The sequence below is a fragment of the Paenisporosarcina cavernae genome, assembly GCF_003595195.1.
Classification (GTDB): Bacteria; Bacillota; Bacilli; order Bacillales_A; family Planococcaceae; genus Paenisporosarcina; species Paenisporosarcina cavernae.
On sequence record NZ_CP032418.1, the window covers coordinates 1,731,714 to 1,755,332 of the forward strand.

The 23,619-nt window shown below is 38.2% G+C and carries 20 protein-coding genes, 1 pseudogene and 1 riboswitch; of the genes and pseudogenes, 3 read left to right on the forward strand and 18 right to left on the reverse strand.

Features of this window, described 5'->3' with window-relative positions:
- Positions 1–23: 23 nt before the first annotated feature.
- The 4 genes from D3873_RS08850 to D3873_RS08865 are packed head-to-tail and all read right to left on the reverse strand — an operon-like array spanning position 24 to position 4,195.
- Positions 24–1,124: an HD-GYP domain-containing protein gene (locus D3873_RS08850; RefSeq protein WP_119883712.1), complete on the reverse strand. Its 1,101-nt coding sequence runs from the start codon at positions 1,122–1,124 to the stop codon at positions 24–26.
- 12 nt (positions 1,125–1,136) lie between these two features.
- Positions 1,137–2,498, reverse strand: a complete 1,362-nt coding sequence (locus tag D3873_RS08855; protein ID WP_119883713.1) for a bifunctional metallophosphatase/5'-nucleotidase — start codon at positions 2,496–2,498, stop codon at positions 1,137–1,139.
- Positions 2,499–2,510: 12 nt separating this feature from the next.
- Positions 2,511–3,335, reverse strand: a complete 825-nt coding sequence (locus D3873_RS08860) for a sulfite exporter TauE/SafE family protein (protein ID WP_119883714.1) — start codon at positions 3,333–3,335, stop codon at positions 2,511–2,513.
- Positions 3,335–4,195 (reverse strand): DUF72 domain-containing protein, encoded by an 861-nt coding sequence (locus D3873_RS08865; RefSeq protein ID WP_119883715.1) that lies wholly within the window; start codon positions 4,193–4,195, stop codon positions 3,335–3,337. The genes D3873_RS08860 and D3873_RS08865 overlap by 1 nt, the downstream gene beginning before the upstream one ends.
- Positions 4,196–4,384: 189 nt before the next feature.
- On the opposite strand from D3873_RS08865, the gene D3873_RS08870 reads away from it, so the two are divergent.
- A complete protein-coding gene (locus tag D3873_RS08870; protein WP_119883716.1) occupies positions 4,385–5,167 on the forward strand; it encodes a hypothetical protein in 783 nt (260 codons plus the stop codon).
- A 12-nt stretch (positions 5,168–5,179) separates the two neighbouring features.
- Positions 5,180–5,902 (forward strand): hypothetical protein, encoded by a 723-nt coding sequence (locus tag D3873_RS08875; protein WP_119883717.1) that lies wholly within the window; start codon positions 5,180–5,182, stop codon positions 5,900–5,902.
- Between the two features lie 608 nt (positions 5,903–6,510).
- Here D3873_RS08875 and D3873_RS13635 read toward each other — a convergent pair.
- The 3 genes from D3873_RS13635 to D3873_RS08885 form a co-directional block, all read right to left on the reverse strand.
- Positions 6,511–6,636 carry a hypothetical protein gene (locus D3873_RS13635; RefSeq protein ID WP_274379949.1) on the reverse strand — a complete coding sequence of 42 codons (126 nt, stop codon included), beginning with the start codon at positions 6,634–6,636 and terminating at the stop codon, positions 6,511–6,513.
- A 537-nt stretch (positions 6,637–7,173) separates the two neighbouring features.
- Entirely contained in the window at positions 7,174–7,479 is a 306-nt protein-coding gene (locus D3873_RS08880) for a hypothetical protein (RefSeq protein WP_205536255.1), read from the reverse strand.
- The gene (locus tag D3873_RS08885; protein ID WP_162920173.1) at positions 7,464–9,056 is read right to left on the reverse strand and encodes an RHS repeat-associated core domain-containing protein; all 1,593 of its coding nucleotides are present in this window, start codon (positions 9,054–9,056) and stop codon (positions 7,464–7,466) included. Before D3873_RS08885 ends, D3873_RS08880 begins: the two co-directional genes overlap by 16 nt.
- An 87-nt stretch (positions 9,057–9,143) precedes the next feature.
- Between D3873_RS08885 and D3873_RS08890 the strand changes: the two genes are divergently transcribed.
- A complete protein-coding gene (locus D3873_RS08890; RefSeq protein ID WP_119884518.1) occupies positions 9,144–9,329 on the forward strand; it encodes a helix-turn-helix domain-containing protein in 186 nt (61 codons plus the stop codon).
- A gap of 308 nt (positions 9,330–9,637) precedes the next feature.
- Here D3873_RS08890 and comJ read toward each other — a convergent pair whose 3' ends face one another.
- The 11 genes and pseudogenes from comJ to D3873_RS08955 form a co-directional block, all read right to left on the reverse strand.
- Positions 9,638–10,105, reverse strand: coding sequence for a competence protein ComJ (gene comJ / locus D3873_RS08895; RefSeq protein ID WP_119883719.1), 468 nt, complete (start codon positions 10,103–10,105; stop codon positions 9,638–9,640).
- Between the two features lie 15 nt (positions 10,106–10,120).
- Complete coding sequence (locus tag D3873_RS08900; RefSeq protein ID WP_420798987.1) at positions 10,121–10,321, reverse strand: NucA/NucB deoxyribonuclease domain-containing protein; 201 nt, start codon at positions 10,319–10,321, stop codon at positions 10,121–10,123.
- A 180-nt stretch (positions 10,322–10,501) separates the two neighbouring features.
- Positions 10,502–11,740, reverse strand: coding sequence for an IS110 family RNA-guided transposase (locus D3873_RS08905; protein ID WP_119883721.1), 1,239 nt, complete (start codon positions 11,738–11,740; stop codon positions 10,502–10,504).
- 178 nt (positions 11,741–11,918) lie between these two features.
- A complete protein-coding gene (locus tag D3873_RS08910) occupies positions 11,919–12,665 on the reverse strand; it encodes a recombinase family protein (protein WP_119883722.1) in 747 nt (248 codons plus the stop codon).
- Positions 12,666–13,281: 616 nt separating this feature from the next.
- Positions 13,282–13,569 carry a hypothetical protein gene (locus tag D3873_RS08915; RefSeq protein WP_119883723.1) on the reverse strand — a complete coding sequence of 96 codons (288 nt, stop codon included), beginning with the start codon at positions 13,567–13,569 and terminating at the stop codon, positions 13,282–13,284.
- 403 nt (positions 13,570–13,972) lie between these two features.
- Positions 13,973–14,215, reverse strand: a pseudogene (locus tag D3873_RS08925) (IS110 family RNA-guided transposase); the annotation flags it as partial.
- A 43-nt stretch (positions 14,216–14,258) separates the two neighbouring features.
- Positions 14,259–14,798 (reverse strand): RNA 2'-phosphotransferase, encoded by a 540-nt coding sequence (locus tag D3873_RS08930; RefSeq protein WP_119883724.1) that lies wholly within the window; start codon positions 14,796–14,798, stop codon positions 14,259–14,261.
- 47 nt (positions 14,799–14,845) lie between these two features.
- Complete coding sequence (locus D3873_RS08935; RefSeq protein WP_119883725.1) at positions 14,846–15,214, reverse strand: hypothetical protein; 369 nt, start codon at positions 15,212–15,214, stop codon at positions 14,846–14,848.
- Positions 15,215–15,225: 11 nt separating this feature from the next.
- Positions 15,226–17,793 (reverse strand): RHS repeat-associated core domain-containing protein, encoded by a 2,568-nt coding sequence (locus D3873_RS08940; protein ID WP_119883726.1) that lies wholly within the window; start codon positions 17,791–17,793, stop codon positions 15,226–15,228.
- Positions 17,790–22,502, reverse strand: coding sequence for a hypothetical protein (locus tag D3873_RS08945; protein ID WP_476641255.1), 4,713 nt, complete (start codon positions 22,500–22,502; stop codon positions 17,790–17,792). The genes D3873_RS08940 and D3873_RS08945 overlap by 4 nt, the downstream gene beginning before the upstream one ends.
- Positions 22,503–22,526: 24 nt before the next feature.
- Complete coding sequence (locus D3873_RS08955) at positions 22,527–23,432, reverse strand: RHS repeat domain-containing protein (RefSeq protein WP_119883728.1); 906 nt, start codon at positions 23,430–23,432, stop codon at positions 22,527–22,529.
- Between the two features lie 83 nt (positions 23,433–23,515).
- A riboswitch (cyclic di-GMP riboswitch) is annotated at positions 23,516–23,603 on the reverse strand.
- Between the last annotated feature and the right edge of the window lie 16 nt (positions 23,604–23,619).

The window sequence follows — 23,619 nt, forward strand, 5'->3', positions numbered from 1 at the left end:
TAATAGAAAGGAGATATTATGCGTTACTTCTCGGCATTGTAATCTGTAATTACTTGAATAATGTGCAATTCTCGATTTTCATTTAAATCGCTCACAAATGTTGCTTGTAGCATTTGCCCAGATTTTTCAAAAATACGTAGGACTGGATTAGATGGATCCTGTTGATTTTGCTTTGTTACAATGCCTTTACTTCCATCAGATAATAAAACCATCGTTCCATTTGGATAAGGGGAAATGACACGACATAATGCATCAACAATTTTCGGATCAAATAGCGTACCTTTTCCCGCTCGAATCACATCTAAGCCAATATTAGGCAACATTTTTTCTTTGTATACTCTGTCCGACGTGACAGCATCAAATACGTCTGCGACCGCAATAATTTTTGCATAGGGATGGATTTCAAAGTCTAATAAGTTTCTAGGATATCCACTACCATCTAATCTTTCATGATGTTGGAACGCACAGTGAGCAATTTTAAGTGAAATAGAATGGACTCCTCTTAAAATATCAAAACCTACTCGAGCATGCTTCTTCACTAGCTCATACTCTTCCTCGTCTAACTTATCTTTTTTGAATAGAATGTCCGATGAAATGACCATCTTTCCAACATCATGTAAAAGTGCACCCATCCCAATTGTCCGAATCTCTTCGTAAGAATAGCCTAGCTCTTTTGCTATCTGAATGGAATACAGCATCACTTGAAATGAATGTTGAAAAATGTAGGAGTCATATAGAACAACGTCCCCTAAAATCATCATTAAATCATCTTGAACTAAAAGCTGTCCCATCACTTCGTCTACCATTTGAAACAATTGTTTTGATTGTTGATCAATGACGTAAGAGGATTTTTTTAAATTCGTAGGATTAATTTCCCGAAAGGTCTCTTTGATTGTCTTAATCGAGGCATGTCTTTTTTCAAAAGGAATGAGTTCAGGAATCTCAATTCCTTTGGACAATTCATCGTGTATGTATACATATTGAACTTCTAGTTCTCGAAGGCGATTGATCATCGCATCCGTTAACGCAATATTTTCTTGAAGTAGCGCATGGCCAGCGTCATTTCGAATACTTCGCCCCAGAACCATGCCACTACTTATCGCTTTTAAGGAAATTAATCGCATGTCTCCGTCACATCATTCCTGTTCAAATTTTCCCTGTAAATAGTACCTGAAAATATCTCGTAAAAATAATGGTAAAAAGTACTCTATTTTTGCTGTGGCAAGTTGAGGGAAGAAATAACCAAACGTAAACATGTCTAAAGTTGCTAATTCAATGGTGTCATGTTTTTCTACTACTTTTCCTTGTAAGTAGATACAATCGTTCTTCACCTCTACGTGCCGAAAGATCATTTTCCCTAATAATTTCCCTCGAAAACCCAAACCTTTCACTTCGACCATCTCAAACTCATTCGCGTTCGCTTGATGATAAAGTTCAAGAAAGGATTGTTGAGACAACGTAATTTTACACGCATTAATCGGATGAGGAAGCATTTGATGAAAATCCCATTTTGTAGCGACAGTTTCTGGAAACTTCTGAAGAAAAATTCCTGTTGGGAACATGGCACAATCTGCGTTACAATACTCCATTAATGCATCGCCAAACAATGGATAAAAATCCTTCATGCCTTTTTTCGACAAATTTCGCCACTCTGACGTCTCGAGTACTGGTTTAGACAATAGACGCTTGCCCTCTTCTACTAATTTTTCTTCCAACGAAGGGCCATCCTCGATAGTATCTAATTCATTTGTATCATACAATACAGCATTTCGGTTCACAATGTTTTTTGCATCATTTATTTCTAATTCAACCATTCCTACGTATTGGCCAAATTTCCCTCCTGCTGCTAGAAGCGAATTTCCCACTTCTTTCCCATAGTGTAGTATGTGGTGAGTGTGTGCTCCAAAAATGATATCGACTGCTGGAAATCTCTCTGCAATCACCTCATCTTGGTGAATACCTAAATGAGATAGCACGACGATGATGTCGACTTCTTTACGAAGTTTCTTCATTTCATTGGAGAGTGCCTCCAAGGGATCGGAAATTTTCCAACCTAATACTTCATAGAAAAGTGGATAAGGAGCAGTTACACCGATGAACCCTATTTTAGTTCCTTTTTTGGTTACACGAATGGCGGATGTATGTAACCAAGTAGGTGCTTCACCTTGCTTTGCTTCCAGATTCGCAACTAAAACAGTCATGTCTTTGGGGTACAACTGTTCTAGCTCTTCTTTCGACAATGTGATACCTTCGTTATTCCCTATTGTAATAAAATCATAATTTGTTTCGAGTAACAGTTGACTATTTCCCTTCCCTGCAGTTGCATCCGTAAATGGATGGGAGCGATCGATAAAATCACCAATATCTAATGTAAAGCAATCCTCAGCCGCTTCATTATGTAATAACTGACGCTCGTATAAAAACATTTGTATTTTGGGCCAATGGGAAAAATGACTATGCAGATCATTCGTATGATAAAAATAGATAAACTCTGACATAGCGAATCCTCCTTAACTTATCAAACTTTCCACAATCGAACGTATACCTATTAGTAACAAGATGATTCGTAAAATAATGACGAGTGTGTCAGAATTCGTTTTTTTGTTTAAGGAAGCTCCAAGTTTTGCGCCTAAATAAGCCATTGGAATAACAGGTAGCGTATACAACCACGGGACATTCCCTAAAGAAATATGTGCCGCGGAATTTACGAGTGCAGATAAGAACACTAAAAACATCGAGGTACCAACTGCGACATGCGGAGGGAATAAAAACAATAAAATCATAGCAGGTACGATGATGGATCCTCCGCCAATCCCAAATAAGCCAGATGCAAACCCTACTCCAAATGTTAAAACAAGTGCAAACCAGATAGGATAGCCATACACATACGTTTTCCCAGTTTTGTCTGTAAATGTTTTTGTTTTTCCATGATGAACAAACCATTCTACCGGCTTTAACTTATCTTTCACAATTAATAATCCTGATAAAAAAACCATTAATATACCGAAGTAAAGATTAAACGAAGGCAAATCCAGCCCTTTATTCAACCATGCACCTAGTAATGTCCCAGGAATACTTCCGCAAAAGAAAATAATTCCACTTCGATAATCGACCGTTTTAATCTTCATATAACTAAGGGTGGAGGATAGCCCAGTGAACACCATCATAATGACGGACAAGCCGACAATTTTTTGTGGAGTCAAATCCGGGATCCAACCTAAGGATAGTCCGAAGAAGATAGTCGCTGGAACTAATACCACGCCGCCTCCAAGTCCTGCTAAAGCACCGAGCATACCTGCTAGAAGTGCAATAATACCTAGAAGTACAAATTCCATTAGAAAAAATCTCCTTCAAATAAATTCAGCTGCTTTGGCGCTAAATTGTTGTAGTGTATGTTCATGAGCTTCATAAGTTGCTTCGCATTATTCGCTGCATGGCCGCCAGAATTATTGTTAAACAGCACGGTCACACGTTCTGCTTGCTTTTGAAGCAGTTGCAGCATTTCTGATATTTCTTGAAGCTCTTCTTTATTATAATCATAAAGATACCGAACTTCCCTCCAATTGTGCTCATTTCCCGGATTTCTCCATCCGTGCAAATTCCGCCCGTGCAAACGAACTAATACATGTTCAGTAGATGTAGCAATCGGAACAAGCGGAATGCTACCTTCCCCAGCCTGTGGTTCATCACAAACAGAATGAATGGCACCTAGTTCCTCCAGAAATTGCAGTGTCTTCGTCTCGTATTCTGGGTAATACCAAGATTGATGGCGGAATTCGATGGCTACTGGAAACTTCTCAAAGCGTTCCAGTAAAAACCGAATTCGATCGACATTTTCTTTTTTGCAATCAAACCAAGGTGGAAACTGCAACAAAATCATCGCAAGTTTGCCGACCTCCAGAAATGGCATCATCGACTCTTCAAATAAGTGGAACATCTCTTCTTCATTCGCAAAAGGAAGTTCTCCTCGATGATGACCCGTAATGCCTTGGTAAGCTTTCACGACAAACTGAAACGATTCGGGTGTCTCTTCAATCCATTTATATGTATTTCGCTTTGGAGGAATCGCATAAAAAGAAGTATCCACTTCTACCACTGGAAAGTTTCCGCTGTAATCTTGCAATTTGTTTTGTTTCGAAGACGGTGAATACACTTCCGGATGATCACTCCAACCAGTTAAACCAACATGAATCAAGAAAAGACCTCCCCTCATACAACATTGCTTAAGTTTAGATATCTTATATATTACTGGAATCGTAATGTTTTTTCGACTAGTCCCGATTGACTGATGATTTCTGAAAAGTCTCAGATGGGATCGTTCTAATTTTAAATTTACTCCAAATTTCATGCATAATTCCGATAAACAGTATGTAGGAGGGAAATTATGCTAAAAGTAGGCATTTCAGCGTTAAAAAAGATTAAAAAAAGTACATTTATTGCAATAATTCTACTATTCATACCAATTCTAATCGTAAGTCCTTTTTTTATTCCTCATCACGAGGAGTTTGTTTCAAATGGTGGTATTCAATCCGTTCAAGAATTGGGCATCAATGGATCAGTTCATTTTACTTACGTTAACTATGGAGTAACAAGAAATTACGCTGAAAAAATAAAGATTTTCATGTCTGGATATAGCGATCTCCAGTTTACTCCGCTCGAAGATTATACATACGAGGAATACAGAGATTACGAGGAAGTTTCAAAGCAGTTTCAATACGAAACAGTTACAAACGCAGTAGCTTCTGCTGGGTCCATGTCCAATGTTTCAACTGCCACTGCCCTAAATGCAGAAATGAATAAGATTTTGGAACAAAGTCAAATGTATAGCGGTGATTCCTATGGACTGATGATTGCTATTGGTCTAATAGAAGAATGGCAGCAAACTGACTTTTCCCATGGTGGTAAATACAAAATTGCTGGAACAGGAAGCTTGTTATCTGACCAATCAGTGGGTTCTATTGGATCAATCCGAAATAAGCTATTGACCGCGGAAGAAAATGGAGTAGACATTTTCTTTATTCCGAAAGACAGTGAATTTTACGAAGACAAAACTTGGAGTAACCAATACGAAGCTTTACAAGTAGTAAATGAAGAAGATTTAACAGTGCGTGTGGTGCCAGTGGGAAATCTAAATGAGGCATTGTCCGTTCTAAATAGTTTGTATTGATGGAGGAGAAACATGAAATTAAAATCTCTAGACACAGGGAATATATTAAAAATTTTTCTATGGGCCGCAATTATACTGTCATTATCTATTTTTGTTACCACGCTCATTTATTCCCTCTGGTATGATTTCTACCTTAAAATTGAATTAGTCGACATGTTTTTGGAATCAGTGTTTTCTATTCTGCTTTTGATGATGATTATTATTTATCTAGTGTGGATTTTCAACGTTCATCAGGATTTGAAAGAACTAATTCCCAGTTATCCGATCTCACCATGGGGGGCAATAAGAAGAATCACCATTCCTTTTTATAACATCTATGGATTATGGGCAGTTTATTCTACGTTGAAGGGCTATCTTAGCTACGACGAAAAGACGAAAAAATTGGGAATTATACTAGGCGTATACATACCGATATATTATTTCCTTCATTGGACTAGTAATATTTTTGATAGTTTCATTAAACGATCATTTGCTATGGAGCTAATGGGGGAACAGTTTTTCAACTATGTTGCAGCATCTTACGCGTTAAATGCAGGGGTGTTTACATCCTATTTACTTATTTTGATGATTGTTACAAAATCAATTCCACTTTTATCCAAGGTCCGAACGGAGACAAGTGAGTTAGAAGTCATGGAAGACCCATTAAAGATTGAGAATGCTTCTCCCTCTTTACCTGAGTACCCATTTCTATCTGAACCACCAATTATCAAACAATCTTTAGGAATAAAACCTTGATCACTGAAAATTTTTCATGGAACTGTTTGGATAGGACTTGGTTTACTTACAATGCCTCTTATAGTTAAGTTTTTCGTCTTACTAGTAGTTGGTACGCAAAATAGTTCTTATGACAACTTTAGAGATGAATTCTTACGAAAATATGTAGCTGACCCTACTGTGAGCAGTATTCCATATTCTATTGGCTTGCTTTTACCAAACTTCGCGTTGTTATTGGTCTGCTACTTACTGCTTTTATTGTTCATCCATAAAAAGTTATTTAAATCGCTTCTTACTACAATAGTTTTGTTCGCAATATTTAGTCTCAGCTCAATGAGTTTCATCCAAATTATTTGTGCGATTGCTCTTACAATCACGTATGGTATTGGATTTGTAAGAATCCGTACCTACATGAAGACGCCATTGCATGTTGAAATTTAACTCATATTAACTTCACTTTAAAAGTTTGTTATGTCTAATGAAAATTTTGTTATGTCTAATGAAAATTTTGTTAAAACCCGGCATCGATTTTGAATCGTCCGGGTTTTATCATTTTCATCCATCATTTTTTCAAATGGTAATTAAACAGGAAAATTATCATATCGCAATCCCATGTACCCGTGGTAGTTTTAAGGCGTGGTCTTGCCAGTGAAAATGCCTCCAATTGCATCGTATCGATACTGCTCAATGATGTCGCCATGACGATCCGTTACTTCTGATGCATTTCGTTGCCCATCATACTGGTAATACAGCAACCCACCAGTCGTTTTAAGATTCGAGTCATTAGCTGGATAAAACAGGTGTCAGTGCAAGACAACATTTGTACGACACTATTGCGTCAGTTTAAACTTTCAAGAATGCATAAATAATCATGATTGTTTTAATATTAATGAGTGTTTCTTACAATTCCACCTGAATGTTGACGTTCATTTTCTCAACAAACCTTTCCATAAATTAGGATTTTCGTAACGTCTTTTAACGAATAGCGAGTATTATACGACCGTCTCTTGGAAAAATACACCCCATACTTTATAAGCAACTCAGTTTACGAAAACCTTTTTACGTTTGCCATTGTTTATAGCCACGCGCTTTGTCATTCTCATGTGTAAATATAAATCGAGTACTATGTGTGGTTGTTTTATATTAATGTCACTGCAACCAAAATTGTCCGTCTTCTTACCATCATGAGTTTTTGTTTCAAAAAGTCTCATTTTATTAACGTAAAACTATAAAATCAATAAAAAACCTTGAAAGGCATTTAGCCAATCAAGGTTGTTGTTAGAAAAATATACTTAGCGTGAGTCTGAAAGATACAATCCATTTTCAAATTTTCTTACAAACCCTTTTGCAGGAAAGTCAGGATAATCAAACTCCCATAGGCATCCACAAACATTGCATTTATACCACTTTGTAGCATACCATCTAATGTCTTGAACATCACTATGTCCCACATAAAACGGTTCTGTTACAGGAATGTCTTTAAATACATTCTTTTTGACTTGTTCATCAAAAAAGGACTTTAATTCTTCAAATAGTTTATAGGAATCAATATCTGTACCGTACCTTTCATTACAATCACATTCTATTTGCTGAACCAATTGGCATTCACCTCCGGAATATATACTTGATTGCCACCACCTATCAAGTGACCTGCTCCCCCGTTTATCGTTTGAGGTGCCGCTGTACCTTCATATATTACGTTACCCTTTGGAACAACAACTTTGGTAACATATTGAGTAGTATTTCCCCACTCAGGTTTTAATGCAAGGTCTATTTGTGACTGTATTCCTCCATTTTGAGGTACTCTCGTCATATAGCTACCAACCTTTCCAGCCTCTCCTCCATATACTCTATAAAATGTTGTGTCTTCTGTTAAAGCAATTTGCTTATATGTTGCACCACTAAAAGTCTCTGCTACACTTTGCTTTAAAGGTCCTGGATTAGCAGGTGAATAGGTACCTTTAACCGTACCCTTAGGAATACTTCCTGTCTTATTTTTAATCACGTTCGTAATGGCATCTATCTTATTATTTACCCATTTCACACCATCATCAACTGTTCCTAGAGTTATAGTCAATACTTTGCTTTCTTTTATAGCTGAACTTGCCCTTGGAAAAGCTTTTGCACCGACTCCTAATACTCCTCCAAAACTAATGGGAGCGAATCCAATTCCAGTTAGTAAACCATTTGCAAAGTAAGAAGGACCAAGAGGTAGCGCTTTCTCACCTATCCGTCTATTTAGTTCTTGTTGAGTGATAGGATCTGCGTTTCCATAGATTGAATTATCTCCATCCCACCATTTTTGGAATAATTCATCATAATATTTTTTGGTATGGTTTTTTGGACCAGATGGTTGAATTTGCCGTAAATGTTTGTTCCGTTCCCGATCTACATAGCTATCAAATGCGTCTGGTCGACTGATCTTGATGCCCAACATTTTCGCACTTGCCGGTGCGCCGTACTTCGCAATTTCTTCGGCGTTTTGCCCTGCGATTTCTTCGGCACTGATAAAGTCAATCCATTCTTCTGTGTAGTTTTCACGGAAGGTTTCCGTGCTATGGTAGTCATCGTCATACTTCCGTTCTAAATCATCGATGGTAATCGTCGTCATTTTTGTATAGTCGTATGTCCATGTGTTCGACACATCTCGCTGATACGTTTGCGTATACTGTCTCGCTTCCATGACTTCTTTGACCAACCGTGTATCAGAAGTCGTTTTGTTCATGCCGACAAAATCCCAATAATGATAATTGGTAAACAGTCCATTTTGCTTCTCGATCGAGTCATAATCACGTTGTGCACGAACCCATGACGGAATGGCACCCGTTCCTTCATCGACACCTACTGCCACGTGACCACTTGGATCCCATAGATTGATTGGATTATTCAGCGCATACGAGTACCGATTTTGTGTTTGCGGAAGCGCTAGTTCTCCAGGATACGTATCCTCACTCAAAAATTTCCCTGCCGTCGGGTTATACCAACGGGCATTTAAGTCGACGAGTCCTGTCTTCCCATCATATCGCATTCCAGTGTAGCCGTGGTGGTTATATGGTGTGGTCGTGCCAGTGAAAATGCCGCCAAATGCATCGTATCGATACTGTTCAATGATGTCGCCATGACGATCCGTAACTTCTGAAACATTTCGTTGCTCATCATACTGGTAATACAGCAATCCACCAGTCGTTTTCAGATTCGGGTCATGTGCTGGATAAAAAAGATATCCGTGTATGGCGCTTTTACGTTCGGTAAAATTTCACGAATGTTGAAGGAAACTCTTTACGAACGTGACCTCTCACAACGTGAATTAGAACGTATGACAGGGTTGCGACCAAGTAAAATAAGTCCTCTTTGTTCAAACAACCTGGGCAGAATATATCTATCAACATTAGAAAGGGTATGCATAGTGTTAAACTTCGACATTCAGGAGTTAATTGAGGTGGAGTAGTCCTCTTGTCATAGTAATCGTTCTATGTACGTCAAAGTTGCGAAACATTTAAAAATCAATGGAAAAACAAAGGAAAGGTTTAATCCGATGAGTATGTCGGTAACCGATGATAGTTCGGTCTTTACTAAAATGAAAAAGCATAGAATAGGGTATTCGTATTAAACTGCGTGTACGTACCAAAAAAAATTAATGAAATACCATATAAGGGTTATACTTATTATCCATATTTTATAAATGATTAGCAGTTTATTCGACACTCGATACACTAAAAACAGACGGCTAACACAGAGTTAGCCGTCCAATAATTTTTATGTAGCTGTATTTGCTTCCATTAATAAATTATCAGGTAAATTTAATTCTTCGTCTGCTTTTAAAATCTTTGCAACGGGATTTTCACTCTCTATAAATGAAAATGTATAGCACTCTGTGCTATTTACATTTTTAGCGGTAAACAAGACTTCATAATTCCCTTCAGGTATATCAATTGCAACTGTTTCCATTACTGAACCAATCTCTATACCACCCTTGTCAACTTTAAAAGGAACAACAATCGCTCTTATTATATCACCATCAAGTTCTATTTTTTTTGACAGCTTGACAGTAATCTTACATTCACCATCACTAGATAGTGTGCCAAAGGAAACTGAACCTTCTCTCCACGAAAACCCTTGATTTACATGAGTGTCATTCCAATCATTAAAAGGGTTATCAAGTCCATATTGAAACAATGCAATTTGTGAATAAAAAATTTCAGACTCAAAAGAAAACTCACTCATTATATAATCCCTCCATTATTTCAGTCTTACTGTCGTTCCATCTGGATAATTTCTTAACTTATTCCCCAAATAAGCACCTGCACCTCTGTTATCAGATGGACTAACAGGTCTTACACTTGCACCCATACCACCCTCTTTAAACATTGCTGGTGGGTATTCATCTAAATCCTTTCCTGGAACTTTATTAAGACCACCTAAGCTATCTTTTCTTCGCAATTTTGCACCTGAACGGTCAATGGTTAGTGTGTCTGGATGACCTGCTTTTTGTGCGTCTTGGATATGCTTACTTGTTTCAGGATATCTATTACTAGGTATCGTAATTTCAACATCAGGTTTTCTATTACCCTATGTTGTAATCTTAAAAGCTACTAATAAAAAAACAACCGTTTTGATAACTTATAAAACTTCTTCCTTCTCTCGTATTATCGGCAATTCATAGGCTGTTTTGTACTTCATCAATCCGTATACAATATTCACTAGCCTTCTCATAATGCAAACCAATGCTTGCCCCTTTGTTTTGCCTTCTTTTTGTTTTCTTTGATAGTAAGCATGGAACACTGGGTTTCGTGGCAGTTTACTTCCCTTTGCTACTTGCACTTGTTGGACTGCTAGGTTGTAAAATAAAGCGTGTAGCGCCCGATTTCCGCGTTTGCTTTTATGCATCTTTCCTTTTCCACCAGAGCCAAAGTAAACAGGCGCAATCCCCGCGAATCGTGCTAATTTGTTGGCATTCGAAAAACGTCTTACATCGCCAATTTCCGCAATTAAGGCAGATGCTGTGACGAGTTCAACCCCTGGCATTGTATTTAGTTGAAAGTCTAGTAAGCCCATTAACTCTTTTAATTCTCTCTTCACATAGCCCATTTCCTGCTTTTTAAATAAAATATCACGGACAATGCTTCTCACTAGAAAGTCTCTAGTTTCTTGGTATTGTTTCTTTGTCAGTCCATCTTCTTCCACTAGCTTCACTATTTCAGTCGCTTTTTTCACAGAACATGTATTGTTACTCGCATCTAATAAAAAAGTGGTTAATTGTTTGATTGTGACACCTTGTAAACTAGATGGCGATGGGTAACGTTCCCAAAACGCTAACGCCGTTTTTCCCTCCACCTCGGAGAAAAACTTTTTATAGCTTGGGTAATGGTGGTTCAATTGAATGTGCAGTTGGTTCTTTAGAGCACCTTGCGCTTTTACTAGTGCATTTCTTCTCGATACTAATTGTTGGATAGACCAAAATAAATCATCTGGTTTCGCGTCTGGTAAGTGTTCCAGTTTGTTGACTAAGATGCGTGCGACACATTCTGCATCCCAACTATCGCTTTTTTGTGTCGTCATATGGCTTTTTCGTTCGGCGTAGGAAAGCGCAGGGTTTACTTCTTTTACAAGTTGCCCATGGTCTGCTAGAAACTGTGCCAACGATCTCCCATATCCACCTACATCTTCTAATCCAAATGCAAGGGTCATTCCGTCCTCTTTTTGTTTATCTACCTCTAATAGAAATTTAGAAAAAGGAGATGGTTTATTATCAAATGTTATTTCCCCTAGCTTCTCTTGCCAACAATTAATGATAACCCCTACATGTTGTTGCTTATGTAAGTCTACACCCACATACAAGTATTTTTGTTTATCGTGCATATACGCATCCTCCTTTTCAACAGAATGAAAATGCCGGCAACCTTAGTTCGAGCGTTCACCTTTCGGTGCGCATTGGTACGAAAGCCTATCCATTTTCATCGTTACATAACAACATATAAGAAAATGAGCCCCATTTTTAAGTCAAGGTTGAAATAATTGATTCATGTTTGCCATTTGCTTATATGTTTCCGTATGTATAAAGCCCTTGATAAAAGCTTCGTCTGTCTAAAATGCGTTTCACTTGTACTTTCGTAAAAGATTTCCCTAGTGTGGTTGTATACCCTTCGTTATTTAATTGCTCTGCCAACTTAGATAAGGACATACGCTTGTATACTTCTTTCAACGCAAACACTCGTTTCACTACCTCTGCTTGCCCATTATGGATGGTGAGTTCCTTTTCCCCTTTCTTTTTCTGATAGCCAAACGTCGCTCGTCCTCCTGCGTAACCACCTTCTTTCGCCTTTTTATTTCTTCCTTTTGTTAGCTTAAGGGCAATCTCAAGCCGTTGGTATTGGTCTAATAGCTCCATCAATCCGTTCACCAAAAAGTCGTTAGGGTCTTTTTTGTGAATACTATACGAGGGCTGTTCGATACTTTTAATATCACAACCGTATTTCTTCAGCTCTCGTTGAATGAGCACTTTCACAATATCCGAGCGCCATAACCTGCTTGTATTCAGCACCACCACATACTGTATTTGGACAGACGAAAGGTGAGCCAACATCTCCTGTAAGCCCACCCTGTCTATTTCCAACGCTTCTTCCTTCACCCTAGCGCCACTTATTCCTTCATCTCGAAAAATATGTATTAAGTTCCACCCTTTTTCTTTACAGCAAGCTTCAATCTCCTCTTCTTGATACTTCAAGCTGTATCCATCTCTAGCTTGCCCTTGAGTAGAAACTCTTATATACCCGACAACGTTCAACTTTTCACCCTCCCGTTACGGAAATTTAAATTTATGTAACGCTTTTTAGCGAATAGCGATTATTATACGACTGTCTCTAGTTAAAATACAACAAAAAATTTAAAGCTAAGGTAGTAAAAGAACACTCTTTCACGATACCTTACGGTTATCGCCACGAGCTAGTACGTTTCTCGTTATTTTGTTAACTATGCCATGTCATAACTACCCCAGTCATGTAAAATGTCATCTCGCCTAATTCTCGTTACTATTACGTAATTCAAGTATTTAAACAAAACTCCATGATGGTACAACCTTCATGGAGTCTCATTTCTCAAACAAATCATTTTCGTTTTGTCCTACTCAACAACCCATACTTCTTTTTGTTTACTTGCCTTATGTGAGTGTATGTTACCACATTTAGATTACGAGCTTTGTCCTTCTCGTGTGTAAATATAAATCGAGTAGTAAGGTGGTCGTTATAATTAAATGCCACAGCAACTAATCTAGTAAGTTTGCTAACCATCATGAGTTATTGATTTAAAATCATATTGTTTTAATAATAAAGTTCTTAAAGTAAAAAAACCTTGAAAGGCATTTAGCCAATCAAGGTTTTTGAGACTATTTAATATTGCATATGTTATCTATTTTCAAAGAGCACTCCCCAATTTCTAAACTTAACCCAAAATTCTCCATCAAAAACTGTCTCTTTATTTAATCCGTAAGATATAGCTAATTCTCTCCATTCGTTCAAATTAAAATTATTGGGGTATTTTCGAACTTTCATTAATTCAATTACTAACCCCTCAAATGACATTTCATATTCACCGTGTTCGTAGAAATGCCTTACTTCTTCTATTGCATCAGATGAGATAATTCCTTCTGATGCTGAAATATAGCTTGCTAATCTCTCATTATCGTTGTTCATCATAACGTCCCCTTGAAATTATTTTGACCCCAATGGATAAGCTGTTGAAATTTTTCCTGCATGGTTGGGATGTGTATTTGGTTAAAAATCAACCCTAATTTTAACTCCATCACGAATACCTATTGCATATGGAGAATTCCACTTTCCAACCCCTGTTACCGTTTTAGGATCAGTTGCTATATCTGAAACTTGGTGAAGAATTCGCTCATCACTCCAACTTGATGGAAACTCATCTTTCCCCTTTCCTGCACCGGCTCTATGCCTGTTTAAAATATGGTCTTTCCTAAATCCTGTTAAGTCAACATGGTCGTCAATTTTAGTTAAACCTTTTCCTGATTTACCCGTACCCTATGTTGTAATCTTAAAATCTAAAAATAATAAAGTCAGCCATTTTAGCACCTTATTAAACTATTTCTTTCTCTTTTATTATCGGTAATTCATAGGCTGTTTTATGCTTCATCATTCCATAAACAATGTTCACAAGCCTTCTCATTATGCACACCAACGCTTGTCCCTTAGTCTTGCCTTCTTTCAGCTTCCGTTGGTAATAAGCATGAAACACTGGGTTCCGTGGCAATTTACTCCCTTTTGCTACTTGCACTTGTTGAACAGCCAAGTTGTAAAATATAGCGTGCAGAGCCCGATTGAAAAGCTAAAGGCTAATCAAGGTCTTTAAATTCTATCTATGCTTACTCTTTAGAGATGTACTCGAATGGAATATAGTCCGCCAACCATATAGTATTATTACCTTTGTAAAACTTTATTCCTTCATTCAGAGCCTTCTCGGAATCAATTCTTAGTATAACGGGGGAAAAGTCTTTTCTTTTTCCTACTAAAAATGCCGTATCTTTGTCAGCTGATAGATGAACAAATTGTCTACTCACAGGTTGAAGACCTTGGTTTAATATTTGCTCCACCAAATGTCTTGCTGTGCCATGGTAAACGATTGAAGGGGGAATCCCTGTTCTCTTTTTTATTTTCTGAGGTCTAGAATGTCCATACAAGGCTCTAATTTTCCCCTTTGAGATCTCATGTCGTTTTTTATCTGATACCACAATCATTTTAAACAAATCATTAACATCTAGATGTTTCCAGAGTTTGTTAACTCTAAAGGTTATTAATAGTTGTTCAATATCTATCCAACCTTCATCATCTAACTCTAATTCATACTCCCAAGGAGCATGACGTAGCGCATACGAAATTTCTTTACTTAGTTTAAAGTAATCCATACTCCTCCAACCTTTTGTTTTAGCCCCCTTAAAAAGAGGGCTTTAGATTATAAATTTAACCCTTTAATGAAATTGGTTCCTAGAAATTCATAAGCACCAAAGCCATCAAAATAAATCAAATAATGGTTATAATAAGTCTTGTCGTTTTTTATAGGACTTTCTTCTTTTAACCAATTAGACATTTTTACAATTCCCACAGCATTATACGCCTTTAGCATATCCTCGTTAACCATGTTATCAGGAGTATGCATATACTTAGCAACGTCTTTAAATGTAATTCCTGTCCATTCATAAGAACCCGATTCTGATTCAAAATCAAACATGAGGATATAATCACTTCCCCTTTGTTCAACCTTGGGAGTATGCATAAAGTCTTGAGCTAACTCATCAATTATAAAAACTTTTTCAACTTCCATGCCTAACCTCCTCATTTTAAACTACTAGCATTTTTTCCTACACCAGTAATTCTAAGAACATCCGTTCCATAATTGTCCAATCCATTTCGCAACAATCTCTCGGTTATTTTGGCTTCAATTACTGATTCTCCAGTTCTATTGACTAAATTCCAATCTGATTCTGCAATACCTGCACGTTTTAGTGCTAATGAAGATCTAGTATTTTCGATTAATTTTACACCATTCCTTTCGATGTAAACCACAGGAACATCCTTAACATTTATTTGACCATTTCGAATCATACCTGAAACTTCTCCAATTGTTTTGCCAGCAAATTTTCCTTCTTGGCTGAAATTTGGTGATGCAGTTGTCTGTGTAAACTTCGAATTACCCGTACCCTTAGTAAACTTCCCGAGATCGAGATGCCCATTCTGATTACTGATTTGGGTGGTTGCTCGTTTCCAAAAACTACCCGAATGAGTAGCGATTCCTTTAAATGCTTTCCCTATTCCTTGAATCGCAAATTTTGTCGCGTATTTCCCTGCAACCTTCGCTCCAGGTATCGGAATCAAGGAAGCGACAATTCCACCGACTTCCGCAAATCGACTCACCGTATCTAATTGCTTTCCTGTGACGAGATCGACTCCAGTGACGGCTTGTTGTATCCCTTTAAAGGTAGAAACTCCTGGGATGACATCGAGTGCCACGGAACCAGCACGTCGAATGGATGTCGAAGCATTCTGTTTCGCGTTAGTTCCTACGACAACCTTTGGTGTGGATGGTTGAACCTGTATTAAATGCTTGTTCCGTTCCCGATCTACATAGCTATCGAATGCGGTTGGTCGACTGATCTTAATGCCCAACATTTTCGCATTGGCCGGTGCGCCGTACTTCGCAATTTCTTCGGCGTTTTGCCCTGCGATTTCTTCGGCACTGATAAAGTCAATCCATTCTTCTGTGTAGTTTTCACGGAAGGTTTCCGTACTATGGTAGTCATCGCCATACTTCCGTTCTAAATCATCGATGGTAATCGTCGTCATTTTTGTATAGTCGTATGTCCATGTGTTCGACACATCTCGCTGATACGTTTGCGTATACTGTCTCGCTTCCATGACTTCTTTGACCAACCGTGTATCAGAAGTCGTTTTGTTCATGCCGACAAAATCCCAATAATGATAATTGGTAAACAGTCCATTTTGCTTCTCGATCGAGTCATAATCACGTTGTGCACGAACCCACGACGGAATGGCACCCGTTCCTTCATCGACACCTACTGCCACATGACCACTTGGATCCCACATATTCACTGGGTTATTCAGCGCATACGAATAGCGATTTTGTGTTTGCGGAAGCGCTAGTTCTCCTGGATACGTATCCTCACTCAAAAATTTCCCTGCAGTCGGGTTATACCAACGGGCATTTAAGTCGACGAGTCCTGTCTTCCCATCATATCGCATTCCGGTGTATCCGTGATGGTTATACGGCGTGGTCGTGCCAGTGAAAATGCCGCCAAAGGCATCGTAACGATACTGTTCAATGATGTCGCCATGGCGATCGGTTACTTCTGATACATTTCGTTGCCCATCATACTGGTAATACAGCAATCCACCAGTCGTTTTCAGATTCGGGTCATGTGCTGGATTGGATAATCCGTGCATACCGAACATTTTTCGTGACGTTAGCTGACCGTTTGGACCATTGGTGTACTCTGCATATGGAGAGCCAGTTTCGCTATACTCCTTATGAAGCGTTGTGGAGTCGCCTTCATAGAGGTACGTGGTCTCTTTGTGATAGACCTGCGCTTCTCCATTCTCACCATATTGCTTGTACAGCCCAATTTTCTTCCCTTTTCCTGGATTATTAAAGGGTCCTGATCCTTTCCCAGCATTGCCAGCGGCATTGTGGCAATTTGCCTTTCCATTTCCTTTTCCATTGTTTGAATGACCATTTTCGTTCTTTTTCTCGTCGCCTCTCCCATTATTTCCTTTGTTTTTATCATTTCCTTTTTTGATGCCTTCGTATTCTTTCCACGACATTTCCTCTCGGTATACTCTTCGACCAAGTCCATCATAGGAGTAACTGACATAACTTTCATCCTGGAATTCTGCGAGTGTTAATTGATTGGCATTGTTAAAGGTATAGCTTGTTTTTCCTTCCGCATTTTCCGAGGATTGAATGTTTCCATTCGCATCATACGAAAAGCTTGTGTCACCTTCTTCTATTAATTGGTTTGACGCATTGTATGAATAGGTAACCGTAAAATCGTCATTTGTCATTGTGAGACGGTTACCCATTTTATCGTACGTATAGTAAACGTTCGTTACTGGTTCTAGTAAATAATCTGGCAAATCATCGACACGTTCCACATTCTCATCGAATTCGATTGTGCCGTCTGGACCACACGCAATCGGTGATTCCTTTTTCTTTCCTTTTCCATTTTGACCGAAATTTTCTTTATCTCCACTTTTGTTATTTCCATTATTGTTTCCATTTTGACCACTGATTCCTTTGCCGTTTCCATTCCCCTCATTCTTAGGAGATGGAGTAGCTTTTTCTTTTTCATTCGGCTGGCTCGCGATTGAAACAGAACTCTTGTTCACACTATTTTTCTTTCAGTATCTGTGTTGTTGCCTTTCGTGTTACCATCTTCTGGCGTATCGGGTGCCAGTTTTAATGCGCGAATTTTTTCTTCTGGGTACGTGACCTCTATTAGTCGTTCAAGTGCATCATAACTGTAAGCTGTCTGTGCTCCATCTTCTTCTGTTTGAAGGATTCGGTTCCCATTTTTATCATAATCATACGTAAAGGAAGAGAATACACCTTCTGTGTTTTCGTTTTCAATCGTCGATAAGTTTCCATCTAAGTTAAAGGAACGAGTAATCGAATTTCCATTACCTAAAATGCGGGATATCTCTCTTCCAAGTCCATTGTAATCAAATGTACTCACGAGTTCTTCTGGATCCGTTACACTTGTGAGTTGGTTGCGTTCATCATACGTGTATGTGGTGGTACGGTCTTCACTGTTTGTTATTTGCAAGATATTGCCAACTAGATCATGCTGATACGTCAACATTTTATTCATCGTATGATTTGTTTGAGATGTCATTCTTCCAAGCGCATCATACGAATAAGTCTCTAAGGATGCAGGAGATTTCACCTCAGTCAACCGTCCAACTTTATCGTGTGTATAAGAATGCACTTCGTCTCCATAGTCTATTGAGGAAAGCTGGTTTAATGCGGTATAAGAATAGTTAATCGTATTTCCTTCTGGCATTGTTTGACTTGCTAACTCACCCGCAAGATTATAGGAATAACGAGTTGTGTAGCCTAGTGCGTTCGTTTCATTAGCAAGTTGACCATTTAAATTGTAGTTTCTTGAACGTAGATTGCCATTAGCGTCTTGTTCCTTAATTAATTGCCCAGCCACATCATATTCGTACTTGGAAATACTACCTAACGCATCTTCCACTGCTGTTAACAAATTTAGGGAATTGTATTTATACTTTGTCGAATCACCCATTGGGTTTTTTAGAGAGAGTAAATTTCCCATTTTGTCATATGAATAGGTCGTACTATTGCCTTCTGGGGAGGTTACTTTTTTCACTTGAGACATCGGATCGTATTCGTACTTTGTTCTTCCACCAATTGCGTCGATCGTTTCTTCTAAGTTCCCCACCTTATCATACTTCCACTTTGTTACAAATCCTTTCGGATCTTCGTGTTGAACTAATTGCCCAAGCTTGTCATAGGTATACGTATTTTCATGCAGTAAAGGATCTAGTTCTTTTATAAGGTTTCCTTCTGGATCATACTCAAATCGATTTTCATATCCTAATGGTCCAGATTTTTTGAGTAAATTTCCTACCTTGTCATACGTAAATTCCCATTCTTCATCTTCCGCATTTTTCTGCTCTGTCAGTCGACCGAGTAAATCATAAACGTAAGACGTTTTATTGCCATCTGAATCTTCTGTGGTAATTCTATTTCCTTGTATGTCATACGCATGTTTTGTTGCACGATTTAATGGATCTGTTAGCTGAATGTTTCTTCCCAACTGGTCATATTCATATAGCCAAAGCCCTCCTTCTGGTTCCTTCACGGTAGTAAGATTTCCGCTTAAATCGAAGGTGAAGGCTTGAACTCCGCCGTGAGGGAGAACTTGTTGTATCACACGATTTAGCTGATCGTATTGATACGATGTTTTTCCAACAAGTGGATTCTCAAATGATAGGAGATTTCCTACTGAATCATACGTATAGTTGGTGTTAAACCCATTTTTATCTGTATGACGAACGAGATTTCCCACTGTATCGTACGCCATTAATTCTGAGCTACCATTTGCATCAATAATTTCTGTAGCTCTTCCAAGTTCATCAAACTGATACGTTGTTTTGTAGCCTAGTGGATCTGTTTCTTCAATTAATTGATCCAACGCATCATATTTTTGAATAGTAACAGCACCAACAGCATCTTTCAATTTAACGATGCCTTCTATGTCATCATATTGTACTGACGTGGTATTATCCCGACGGTCTGTTTTAGTTACTAGTCGATTTAATAAGTCGTAAGTAAAAACAGAGCTTTTTCCCATCGGATCCACTATTTCTGTTATATTCCCAACTGAATCATACGTATTTTTTACGACACCGTCTAACGGATCAACAATTTTCACAGCTCTTCCTAAATCATCGAACTCGTAAGTTGTGTTTCCTCCATCAGGAGTAGTAAGCTCCGTCATCCGACCAGCTTTATCGTAGTGGTATTCCGTTTTTTGGTTCAATGCATTTATCGACGCTGTTGTATTACCTAGCACATCATATTGGTACTTTTCCGTAGTTGAATCAGGATTCGTCACAGTTACTAATTCACCTAGAAGATTATAGGTAAACTGTGTTTTTTGACCAAGTGCATTTGTCATATCGATTAAGTTGCCTAACGCATCGTAGTTGTAAGAGGTTGTTCGTTCTAAGGGGTCTATTTCCTTTATTAGACGTCCAAGCTGGTCATATTCCATCGTTAACGAAGAACCATTAGGTTTCGTTATTGTGATTGGCTGCTCAGAAGCTTCATACGTGTATTTCGTCACTTCCCCTAGCGGATCTATCGCTTCTGTTACCCGACCGATTGCATCGTATTTCCACTTGTTCTGATAGCCAAGTGGATTTTGCAAAGAAAGAACTCTCCCCATTACATCATAGGAAACTTCTGTTTCACCCCTATGATCCTTCGTTTTTTGAACTCTTCCTTGCTCGTCGTAACTGAACGTTGTTGTTAAATTCAAAGGATTTATAAGCTGATGTAGTTGTCCTAATTCGTTGTACCGATATTTCGTCACCGCTCCGTTAGGCAATGTTTCCGATGAAAGTTGATCTAATTTCGTATAGGTCATTTTTGTTTTTTGACCTAGTGCATCCACAATTTCAACCGGACGACCTACTTCGTCAAATATAGTCTCTGTCTTTTCATCCTCCGCATTGATATAGGATGCTAATTGTCCACGGTCATTGTATTTGTATTGCAGCGTTGAACCGTCGGGACGGGTATATTTCGTGGTATTTTTTTCAACATCGTAAGACCATTTATGGAGGCGGTTCAATGAATCTTTTAATTCGATCAGCCTATTTAAATTGTCGTACGTGTATTCTTGCTTAGTATCCATAGGACCGTTTACAACTACGACACGTCCCATGACATCATATTCTAACGTTGTTTTTTCTCCTAATGCATTGGTCGTAGAGGTCATCCAACCGAGAGAATTATACAAGTATTCTGTTTTCCCACCTGTAGCATCCGTGACCTGTACTAAATTCCCTGCAGTGTCGTACGTATAATGAGTTTGATGACCCAGTGCATTTTTAAGGGATGCAACTTGTCCACCTGGATAGTACGCGTATTCTTCTGATGTAGCATCTCTAAATGTTTGTTTGATTAATTGCTTGGCTGCATCATATTGAAAACTCTCTTTTGACTCATCGGGATATATTTTCTCTTTCAACATACCTAATGAATCGTACGTATACTGAAGTGTTTGACCATCAAACGATGTCTCTTTTATTAACTTACCTAACTCGTCATACTGATAGGTTTGTTTTCGTCCGATAGGGTCTGTAATCGAAACGATTTGTTGGCTCTTATTATATTTATACGTTGTTTCGCGATGTAACTCGTCTTTTACGGATACTAATTGTCCTTTTAAATTATAAGTATAGGATAAATTACCAGCCGGAGATTCTACTTTTTCAATTCCGTAATCTCCGTATTTAGTTGAAGTTGCCCCTTTAATGGTTGTGTGTTTTGTTAGACGTCCAAGTTTGTCCCATTCAAATGACTCCTTGTTCTTTCCTGGATGCATGATGGTTTCCACTCGACCATTTTCATCATATGCATAGCGAATCGTTTGATCAGTTGGTAATGTCACCGTAACGATGCGACCAGAGGGATCATATTCATTTAATGTTTGATGTCCAAGTTCGTTCGTGAAAGCAATTACTCTTCCCGCTCGATCATAGGAATATTTTTGGGTTTTCCCATTTTCATTTTTTACCTCGGCTAAATTTCCGTTTGTAAGATAGGAATAGAATTCAGACGAACCGTTTGGTTGTTTAATTGAAAGCAATCTCCCCATCATATCGAAGGAATACGACGTCACTTCATTTAATGCATTGGTTACTTTATCTAAGAAGCCGAATTGATCATATTGAAATTGCATTAACTGACCAATTGCATCCTTCGTCCATATTAAGTCTCCATTTGAATTGTATCCATTCGTCGATCGAACTCCATTTACGTTTTGTTCAATCATATTTCCACGATCATCATACACATAACTGGTATGTTGCCCTGTAGAAGTTGTAATTGTTTTGGGTTTATTCCAAGGATCGGTGTATGTATACGATGTAACAACGCCAAATCGGTCCGTCTGGCTTGTTAAACGTTCTTTGTCATCATAAACATACGTATCTGTCCCAAATTTATCCGTCTTTTTTGTCATATTTTTTTTATCGTTGTATTCAAATGAAATTTGGTTTTGTAGCGGGTCCATCATTTTGACAATTTTGTTGTTTTGAATCGTCATTTGCCATGCATCATTTGAAGCATTTTTTTTGATCGTTTTAGTTAGCTGTTTACTTGAATCGACCGTGTACTCATAGGAAGTGACGATTGAATTCGTTGCATCCTTTACTGAAATGACACGATCATCGGCGTTGTAGTTAAAAGTAGTTTTCTCGTTCTCGCCATTAATTACCCCGTTTAGCCTTCCATCCCCATCATAGGTATAGGAAACCTTCTTACCTCCAGGATACGATATATTCGTTAGTCTCTTCTTCGTGTCCTAAGAGAATGAAATTTTGTCATAGTTAGGACTTGCTAGTTGGCTTACCAATTCGCCTTGCCATTCAATTTCAGTCACTCTGCCTTTTTCGTCTGTAATCTTACTTATTTTACCGCTTGAATTATAGTCATACGTTAAACGGTTTCCCAAACGGTCAGTTTGTTGGATCATTTTCCCCATCTTAGTTGGCTGATTTTCTCTCCACGGTGCAGAATAACCATAATATGTGATTTTATTTTTTTCTGGTGTCTCCACTACATACTCAAATTGACCGATACGTGTTAATACATCTCCATTTTCTGCTTTTGTGTAATGACCTTTATGTAATTCGTAGTTCGTCATCGTGTCATTATCGTACTCTGTTATAAAACCATCCGGATCATCTTTGACAAAACGATAGTTCATAATCGTACCGTCTTGACGTTCTTCCCCCATCTCAAAGTCAGCAAACATTTGTAAGGAAGAATCTAATTTCGTTTCCCACCCCAGTCCAAATGGCCCAACTTTGTCGTTCGCGCTAGAATAGTTTCTTGAAAACGATAGTTTTAATCCCTCTCCAGGAACTTCAATATCCTTTTCTGAAATTTCCAAATACCCTGTTTCGACATTTACAGGATATTCTACTTGCGGAGTAGTTGCTGGATTTCTCTCGGGATCCTGTCTAGGAGAAATTTGATTGTTCGGTACTTCTGGTACCGTAATAGGTAGAGTTGGTTGAATAGCTTTTGAAGGATCCATCATGGGTTGATGTGGATCGAAGGGAGGTAACATATTCGTCAAACTGCTTAAAGGAGTTGGAGTATTGAAGACACCTCCATTTCTTGCAGCTTGAGCAGGATACGTTAAAATTGTGGAAAATAAAAGAAACATAATGATTAAAAGATTTACAACGGTTTTTTTGTTCATAATTCATTCCCTTTCCCTACCGGAAAAGACAAACATACATAATGAGGTACCCATTTTCACAAAAAACTATAGGTTTATGTATCTACGATAACCCAACCGTCATGGCGTTTAATATGCTTTAGACCTGTGGCTTTGCGTCCTTATCTTTCGATAAGTTTGCCTTTTTACGGATATTAGTTTAATAGTC

What these genes read in the sequence shown, in the direction of transcription:
- D3873_RS08890 (WP_119884518.1), top strand. Translation starts at nt 9,144, where the DNA reads ATGTTGAAGGAAACTCTTTACGAACGTGACCTCTCACAACGTGAATTA.
- D3873_RS08935 (WP_119883725.1), bottom strand. Translation starts at nt 15,214, where the DNA reads ATGGAAGTTGAAAAAGTTTTTATAATTGATGAGTTAGCTCAAGACTTT.
- D3873_RS08855 (WP_119883713.1), bottom strand. Translation starts at nt 2,498, where the DNA reads ATGTCAGAGTTTATCTATTTTTATCATACGAATGATCTGCATAGTCAT.
- D3873_RS08915 (WP_119883723.1), bottom strand. Translation starts at nt 13,569, where the DNA reads ATGAACAACGATAATGAGAGATTAGCAAGCTATATTTCAGCATCAGAA.
- D3873_RS08850 (WP_119883712.1), bottom strand. Translation starts at nt 1,124, where the DNA reads ATGCGATTAATTTCCTTAAAAGCGATAAGTAGTGGCATGGTTCTGGGG.
- D3873_RS08870 (WP_119883716.1), top strand. Translation starts at nt 4,385, where the DNA reads ATGCTAAAAGTAGGCATTTCAGCGTTAAAAAAGATTAAAAAAAGTACA.
- D3873_RS08860 (WP_119883714.1), bottom strand. Translation starts at nt 3,335, where the DNA reads ATGGAATTTGTACTTCTAGGTATTATTGCACTTCTAGCAGGTATGCTC.
- D3873_RS08955 (WP_119883728.1), bottom strand. Translation starts at nt 23,432, where the DNA reads ATGAACAAAAAAACCGTTGTAAATCTTTTAATCATTATGTTTCTTTTA.
- D3873_RS08875 (WP_119883717.1), top strand. Translation starts at nt 5,180, where the DNA reads ATGAAATTAAAATCTCTAGACACAGGGAATATATTAAAAATTTTTCTA.
- comJ (WP_119883719.1), bottom strand. Translation starts at nt 10,105, where the DNA reads ATGAGTGAGTTTTCTTTTGAGTCTGAAATTTTTTATTCACAAATTGCA.
- D3873_RS08905 (WP_119883721.1), bottom strand. Translation starts at nt 11,740, where the DNA reads ATGCACGATAAACAAAAATACTTGTATGTGGGTGTAGACTTACATAAG.
- D3873_RS08930 (WP_119883724.1), bottom strand. Translation starts at nt 14,798, where the DNA reads ATGGATTACTTTAAACTAAGTAAAGAAATTTCGTATGCGCTACGTCAT.